This is a genomic window from Microvirga sp. (assembly GCF_014699075.1).
In the GTDB taxonomy this organism is placed as follows: Bacteria; Pseudomonadota; Alphaproteobacteria; order Rhizobiales; family Beijerinckiaceae; genus Microvirga.
In genome coordinates, this window is sequence record NZ_JACXAB010000026.1 from 48,481 (window position 1) to 54,480 (window position 6,000).

Sequence of the window (6,000 nt, forward strand, 5' to 3'; positions counted from 1 at the left end):
CGGCCTTTGCTGTCTTGGTAAGTGCTTAGAGCCCGAGTGAGGTCCCAGCCCAATGGGCTGTTGGTCGGCGCAGGTTACTACCTTGGCTTTGCACCCGATCTATCCGGGCCAGAGCAGCTTCGATCTTCGGAGGCAGGGGCTGTCGGATGAAGTCAGCATAGAAGCTACGGAGGTCCTCGCCGATGATGCGTAGAAGGTCTTCGTCGGAGACCAGTGAGACTCTTCTGCCACCCGCGCCGCTGCTTCCCATCACCGCCTCCAAATCACCGCCTAAGTAGATGTATCGAGGTGTTGAGACGACGTTAACCATCTTTGCAGAGGGCTGTGGATAGCGGGCAGAAAGGTGCGTTTTCTCCCCGTCGTCGCTTGCTCGCCATCAGCAGAACCTGATTGGGCATTTGTGGATTGAGTCGTCTGGGCTAACGCGGCTTATCCTCACCCATGGTATTTGTCTCTACAACGTCGGTGAGTTGCTCGCCCTTACTCGCCGCGGTGAGGTGCATAGCCCCGGCTGGTGCGGCCATAATCCGGGATGTGTTCGTCTCGTCCGCGCTGTTGCCCATGGATCATCCACGCAAGGGCGTATCCGGCGACTCCTGCCATGAACAGCGCAAGCAACGGGTTCCCTGTCACTCGGCGGGTGACGGCTCGCTGGCCCTCACGAATGTATTGCTCTGCCTCCGGATATTGCTCTCGTGCTTGCCGCGCGTAGTGCTCACCTCGGCTGTACATGTCGCGGGCTGCACCGGACGCCTGATCTGCAACGTCGTGCAGGGCTTCCCTCACCTGATCCAGGATTTGCTCGGTGGCTTCCTGCTCCGGTTGTTTTCGCTGACCATCCGCCGACGAAGGACGGTCGCCCTGATCAGAACCATCAGGCTCAGGGCCTTTGGTGATAGTCACAGAAACCGGATCACTCGTTGGGAAGGTCTCTTCAATCGCATGGTCGAGCCTTGCATCAAGGTTCTGCTGCGAATTCTCGGCCAGACTGTTATCCGAGGGAAGTTCCGTAGACTTACCCTCTTTGGCAGGAGTGGATCGATTGCTACTATCGGGTGCGTTGACCATACGGGTCCTCCAGAGCGTTCAGAGCAGGTTTGCCGCCAACCTACACCATTTGTAACGCCAAGGCTGCGAGCGGCGTTCCTGGGTACCCTTAGTTATGTGAAAACCCTGACTGTTGAGTTTTGTAGATCGAGCACTGCAATTCGAAAAAACGGTGCTGCCCTCGGGAGGTATGTACCCAGTAACACCGTGCAACTGGCTCAAGCGAGAGCGCTATGCAGGCACAAGTGATTGTGGATGCTTTGGCGAAACGACCCTCATGGTTCAAGGGAATTTCTGCTGCGGCAAGCTGAGCTAACGAAAAACCGTCATCTTTGTCGGCTTCCAGACAGACACAAGATGCATTGTTCATTATTGCCTGCTCGTCTTCAGCAAACATCCAGTCGGCGGGTGCCCCCGCCAACCGCCTGACCTCCCACAGAGAGGATCAGGAACTGTGACACGATCACTGTATGCTGAAGCAGAATAGTTTAGGGATGAACCGTTTATTGTGAATGGACACGTGCTGAGCGTAAGCACCCGAATAAGGGTGCGGCTCAGCGCGGCCAGTCGAGGGCCGTAATGCAGAACCAGCAGTATGTCTCGTCTGCGCTTAACCGCCTGATTGTTGGCGCAGAGCAAACTTTTGATCTCCATGCTCTGTTGCAGAACACGTCACTTACCCTCTCCAATCTCGACTTTGAACATCAGCACGAGGTCCAGCGGGTGGAGCGCGGCAGGACTGATCCGGCGCTGAAGCGGCAGATTACTGAAAATCTGAATCGACGGCACCGCGAGCGGCGTCAGCCTTACGTAACCCTGATTGCCGAACTTCAGAGCCATCTCTCGTTAGCGATGCCGCACGATCTTCAGGCAACGGGCTGACAGCATTTTCGCTTTCCCGGCTCATTTATAGTTCCGGACCGGAACTTTGAAGCGCCTGAAGCGGCGCTTCTTATTGCCTGCTGTCTGCCATTTATCGTTAGCGTTGAGGCAACGTTCAGGGGCTACGTCGCCTAAGGTCAAGCTTGTTCACACGGATGTGATTGGAAGAACAGCATAGGACTTATAGCTGAGTACGTTCTGTCGGGATTCAGACAGACAGAGTTCCCGCTCATTGTGTACTTTTGATTAACTTGGAAGGCTGAACAGGGGGCGCGGATGACTGCACACACGCTGACGCTTGTACATGATCTCTCGTTGGCCACTGACACCCCATCGACGCGTTTCACTCCCCCGATCCCTACGACCCTGATGTGCGACAGCCCCCTTTTGCGCTCAGGACTTCAGCACATCCTTCGTGACACGCCGTTTGCTGTTGTCGAAGCAGCGTCAGTTACAGGTCCAAAGCGGCTCTATCATTGTGCGGTCAACACGGCTTTGATGATCATCGAAGCCAGCCAGAACACTGGGCGAGTGCTTGAGGTAATCAAGGAAGTAAGAGCGCAGTCGCCAGATACCCGGATTGTGGCTCTGGCGGATCAGTTCGACCTCAGCTTCGTGCAGACGGCCCATGAGATGGGCGTCACCGGCTTCTGCCTCACCACCAGCGGTCCTGAGGTGCTGATCAATTCAGTGGAACTGGTCATGCTCGGGGAGAGCATTCTGCCCTTTGAGGTGGTGCGCTCCCTCATGGAGAGGGCTCCCCAACCCGATAATCAACTGGTTCAGGATGACAGCTTGGCGCAGGCGAAGCTGTCTGACCTGACGGCCTGCAAGCTCTCGGCGCGCGAGGCGGAAATCCTGGGCTGTTTAACGAAGGGAGAGGCCAACAAGGTCATCGCCCGCAGGCTCGACATCACTGAAGCCACCATCAAGGTGCATGTCAAAGCCATCCTGCGAAAGATCGGAGCTACCAATCGTACACAGGCTGCGATGTGGGCGTCTCAGCGCCTGCCGAGAGCAGGAGTGTCAACACTGAATGTCTGAGGCATCAGTGATGAAGATCGCCATTGGGGATCAGGTGCGCGTTCACTTCCACCCCCCTTACCCGATGCAGAGCTTTTGTGAGGGTACGGTCAGTCGGGTTGATGGCAGTGCCTCAGATGGGCGCTTCTTTGTCATCGATGTCACGCACGAGGTTATTCTCGACTGGGAGCACCCCATCAGGCGTGGGTTTCGTGATTTCGTCCTCTACGAGTGTCCGAACGACTTTCCAGGCCGGATCGAGGTTCTCTCAGGGACTGAGCGGGCTACGGCAGTTGAGCCCGAGACCTTGCCAATGGCATTGGGGGCACAAGAAACAATCGCTCAGGATGCGGATGAGACTGTTCCGGCTGAATCGGATGTCCGCGCGGGACCTTTGAGCGAACAAACACCTGAAGCAGAGACAAAGTCTGAGGAAACTCCGGTCGATGTTGAGCTTCAGCCTGCCAATGAGCAGAGGGGCCTGCTCGCCACCTTGTTCGGGCGGAAGAAGTAGCTCACGAACGCCCATTGCACTAACAGTCGTGACTTACCAGCACATCAGGGCCTCTTCTGCGTTGTGCCCCAATCGCAGCGCGGTGACGATCTCTGGACAGGGATGCAGGCTCAAGCGCAGAATACGATCAACGCGACAATGCGCGAGGGGTATGCCGCGTGATCAAGCCGGAAGACCGCTCACAGCGACCTGAACTGATCGCACGGTCAGAAACGAAGTTCCCGGGGTCAAGCTGTCCGCGTGCGCTTGGTGATGTGCGCTCGGTACGCCGCTGCCGACTTCATAGTGACCGTCCCAGCTTCGGTCAGCTTCACGATCTCGGCCTTGGCGCGTCGTGCCGCCTGTGCGGTATAGGATGGCTTCAGCGTGACCTGAACGTGGCTGGCGATGTGCCGCCGATAGGCACCGGCCTGTCGTGGATTGATGGCCTTCTTCGCAACAAGCTGATCCAGTTGGTCAGAGGCTCTCTGAGCCTCTGTCGGCGTGTAACTCTGCTTCTTCTTCTCAAACATAGGAGTAACCTTTCGGTGATAAAGCGACCCACGTGGGTACGGACATCGGGTGTTTCCAGAGGGGGGCCCTATCTGAGGTAGGGATACTATCGCTATGACATCAGTGGGAGGGCTCTATGCCTATGAAATACGTTATGCTCCGACTTGACGGCGGCAAGTTGCTCCCGCTGCTCTTTCCCGAGTTCATGCAGCACTCCCACATGGCCCAGTCAGTTCCAGCCACGGTGGTGAGCGCGGGTCACGTCCATCTGGAGGACGGGAAGATCATCGCTCGAGGGGCATCAAGCTCCCTGGATGTTTTCTCACGGGAAGAAGATACCGGGATTATCCAAGCATATCTTGACGGACAGAACGTCGTTCAGCAGGAGCTTTGATCCTCTGGAGAAGAACGGCTTTGATCCTATGGCCCAATTTCTTTGACAGCGCTGGCCTGCTCTGGTGCAGTAGCCTTCCATTAGGGACCGGACATTGGCCACACAAAGCGCCTCAAGCCTTCAGGACCTTTTCCTGAAACACCTTCGCGATCACAGAGTGGAAGTCACCGTCTTTCTGGCGAACGGGATTAGGCTACAGGGTCAGATCAGATCGTTCGACAACTTCACAATCCGGCTTGTTCGGGGCACCGGGATGCAGGTCGTCTACAAGCATGCAGTTTCTGCGATCAATCCAGCAGAGCCAATCCAACTGATCGACCCAGCTTCAGTCGGGTGACCAAACCGTTGGCTTTATTGAAGATGCCGCTTTGGCTCTCCTGGAGAACGCTTGGTTCCTTACAGGACGCGTTCTGCCACTTAGTGAAAGGCGCTATAGTGGACGCACCACGGCGATTTGATCGGAGCGGTCCGTGAAGAAGGCGCTCAAGTTCTACGAAAGCTCAAGCGGCGACCGCTGGTACTTAATCCGTGATCCCTCAGGTACCTTGTTCATCCATCACGAAGCCAATGTCGCGTCTGGAGGGCACGTGGAGCATGAGGACATTGCCACCTTCTTGAGTCGTGGTGAGGGTCCTGAACAGCAGGAGTTGCTGCGTCTGATCGGAACGCTTGTGGAGGAGCACCCCGCCCACACGTGATCCCTCTGAAAAGTCGATCAGCTTAGCCAGCCGACAAAAGGAAAGTCAGGCCCACGGTTTGCCTACTCTCAGGTGTCGTCTCCTTCCGGCAACAACGCGATATTCCCGATCCCGACTTTGAACCTCACTGCGAGATCAAAACGGCTCTGCCAAGGCTCCTAAGTTCTGATTTTTGGCGATCTACCCTGGATATCTGGCTTCTCCCTGTCCCGAATGCTGCTATGCTCGCCTCTCTTCTGAGAAGAGGGAGGGTGTTCGATGCCGCGTACCTCTACCGCGCGACTGGCTTCTGCCTCGTCGATGCCATGCCCCTCGTATCCAGCCGACTTGCTGCCCCAGCTACAGAGCACCCTGGCGGCACTGGCGGATATCGAGCTTCGCTACCACAGTGATCAGGAACAGCTTCAGAGATGGGCAGGTCCCGAGGCCATTAAGACGCGGTTCGCTGCCCAACTTGCAGAGCGCTACCGGAGAGAAAGCGCTCTCTATGTTCAGAGGTTGGCCGAGTTACAGCTTCTGATGGATCGGATGGCGCTCCGTCATTAGCTCCGTGACCTTCCGTCTCTCATTGGCAAGAAACTCAAGGAGGAACACATGCGCGATGTTCTATCCACCTCACTCGCAGGGACTGCCCTGCTTACCCTCTCATCCTCATTAGTTCTGGCCCAGACAACTACCCCAGCAACGCCTCCTGGCGATGCGGCGGCAGCGCCTACGGGCGGGATTGCTGATTGGTGGTGGGTTCTTCGGACGTGTCGCAAATTGAGAGTTGGGCCGAAGCGGCGGAGCAATCTTCACTGAGCTTTAGGCGACTAGCCGCTCGAACTGCTCCGCAAGTGACAGGTTCAACTTGCAGGCATACTTCGCCTGTCCTTTTCGCATCATGTGAACCATCTCAATGCCGCTCAAGATCGTCCGAGCGGACGCCATCGACTTGAATCCGAGCATCG

At 56.5% G+C, this 6,000-nt stretch carries 8 protein-coding genes and 1 pseudogene; 6 read left to right on the top strand and 3 right to left on the bottom strand.

Annotated features, from left to right (window positions below):
- Positions 1–480: 480 nt before the first annotated feature.
- Positions 481–1,068 (bottom strand): hypothetical protein, encoded by a 588-nt coding sequence (locus tag IC232_RS22825; protein WP_190847252.1) that lies wholly within the window; start codon positions 1,066–1,068, stop codon positions 481–483.
- A 558-nt stretch (positions 1,069–1,626) separates the two neighbouring features.
- Here IC232_RS22825 and IC232_RS22830 point away from each other — a divergent pair.
- The 3 genes from IC232_RS22830 (at position 1,627) to IC232_RS22840 (ending at position 3,466) form a co-directional block, all read left to right on the top strand.
- Positions 1,627–1,929 (top strand): hypothetical protein, encoded by a 303-nt coding sequence (locus IC232_RS22830; protein ID WP_190847253.1) that lies wholly within the window; start codon positions 1,627–1,629, stop codon positions 1,927–1,929.
- A 498-nt stretch (positions 1,930–2,427) separates the two neighbouring features.
- Positions 2,428–2,973, top strand: a complete 546-nt coding sequence (locus IC232_RS22835) for a LuxR C-terminal-related transcriptional regulator (RefSeq protein WP_190847254.1) — start codon at positions 2,428–2,430, stop codon at positions 2,971–2,973.
- Entirely contained in the window at positions 2,966–3,466 is a 501-nt protein-coding gene (locus tag IC232_RS22840) for a hypothetical protein (protein ID WP_190847255.1), read from the top strand. The genes IC232_RS22835 and IC232_RS22840 overlap by 8 nt, the downstream gene beginning before the upstream one ends.
- A 227-nt stretch (positions 3,467–3,693) precedes the next feature.
- Here the strand turns inward: IC232_RS22840 and IC232_RS22845 are convergent, their stop codons facing one another.
- Positions 3,694–3,978, bottom strand: coding sequence for a hypothetical protein (locus tag IC232_RS22845; protein WP_190847256.1), 285 nt, complete (start codon positions 3,976–3,978; stop codon positions 3,694–3,696).
- A gap of 116 nt (positions 3,979–4,094) precedes the next feature.
- On the opposite strand from IC232_RS22845, the gene IC232_RS22850 reads away from it, so the two are divergent.
- The 3 genes from IC232_RS22850 to IC232_RS22860 all read left to right on the top strand — a co-directional run bounded on the left by IC232_RS22850 (position 4,095) and on the right by IC232_RS22860 (position 5,050).
- Entirely contained in the window at positions 4,095–4,352 is a 258-nt protein-coding gene (locus tag IC232_RS22850; RefSeq protein WP_190847257.1) for a hypothetical protein, read from the top strand.
- Between the two features lie 94 nt (positions 4,353–4,446).
- A complete protein-coding gene (gene hfq / locus IC232_RS22855) occupies positions 4,447–4,689 on the top strand; it encodes an RNA chaperone Hfq (RefSeq protein WP_190847258.1) in 243 nt (80 codons plus the stop codon).
- A gap of 133 nt (positions 4,690–4,822) precedes the next feature.
- The gene (locus IC232_RS22860) at positions 4,823–5,050 is read left to right on the top strand and encodes a hypothetical protein (protein WP_190847259.1); all 228 of its coding nucleotides are present in this window, start codon (positions 4,823–4,825) and stop codon (positions 5,048–5,050) included.
- An 804-nt stretch (positions 5,051–5,854) separates the two neighbouring features.
- On the opposite strand, the pseudogene IC232_RS22865 reads toward IC232_RS22860, so the two are convergent.
- A pseudogene (locus IC232_RS22865) lies at positions 5,855–6,000 on the bottom strand (IS6 family transposase); the annotation flags it as partial.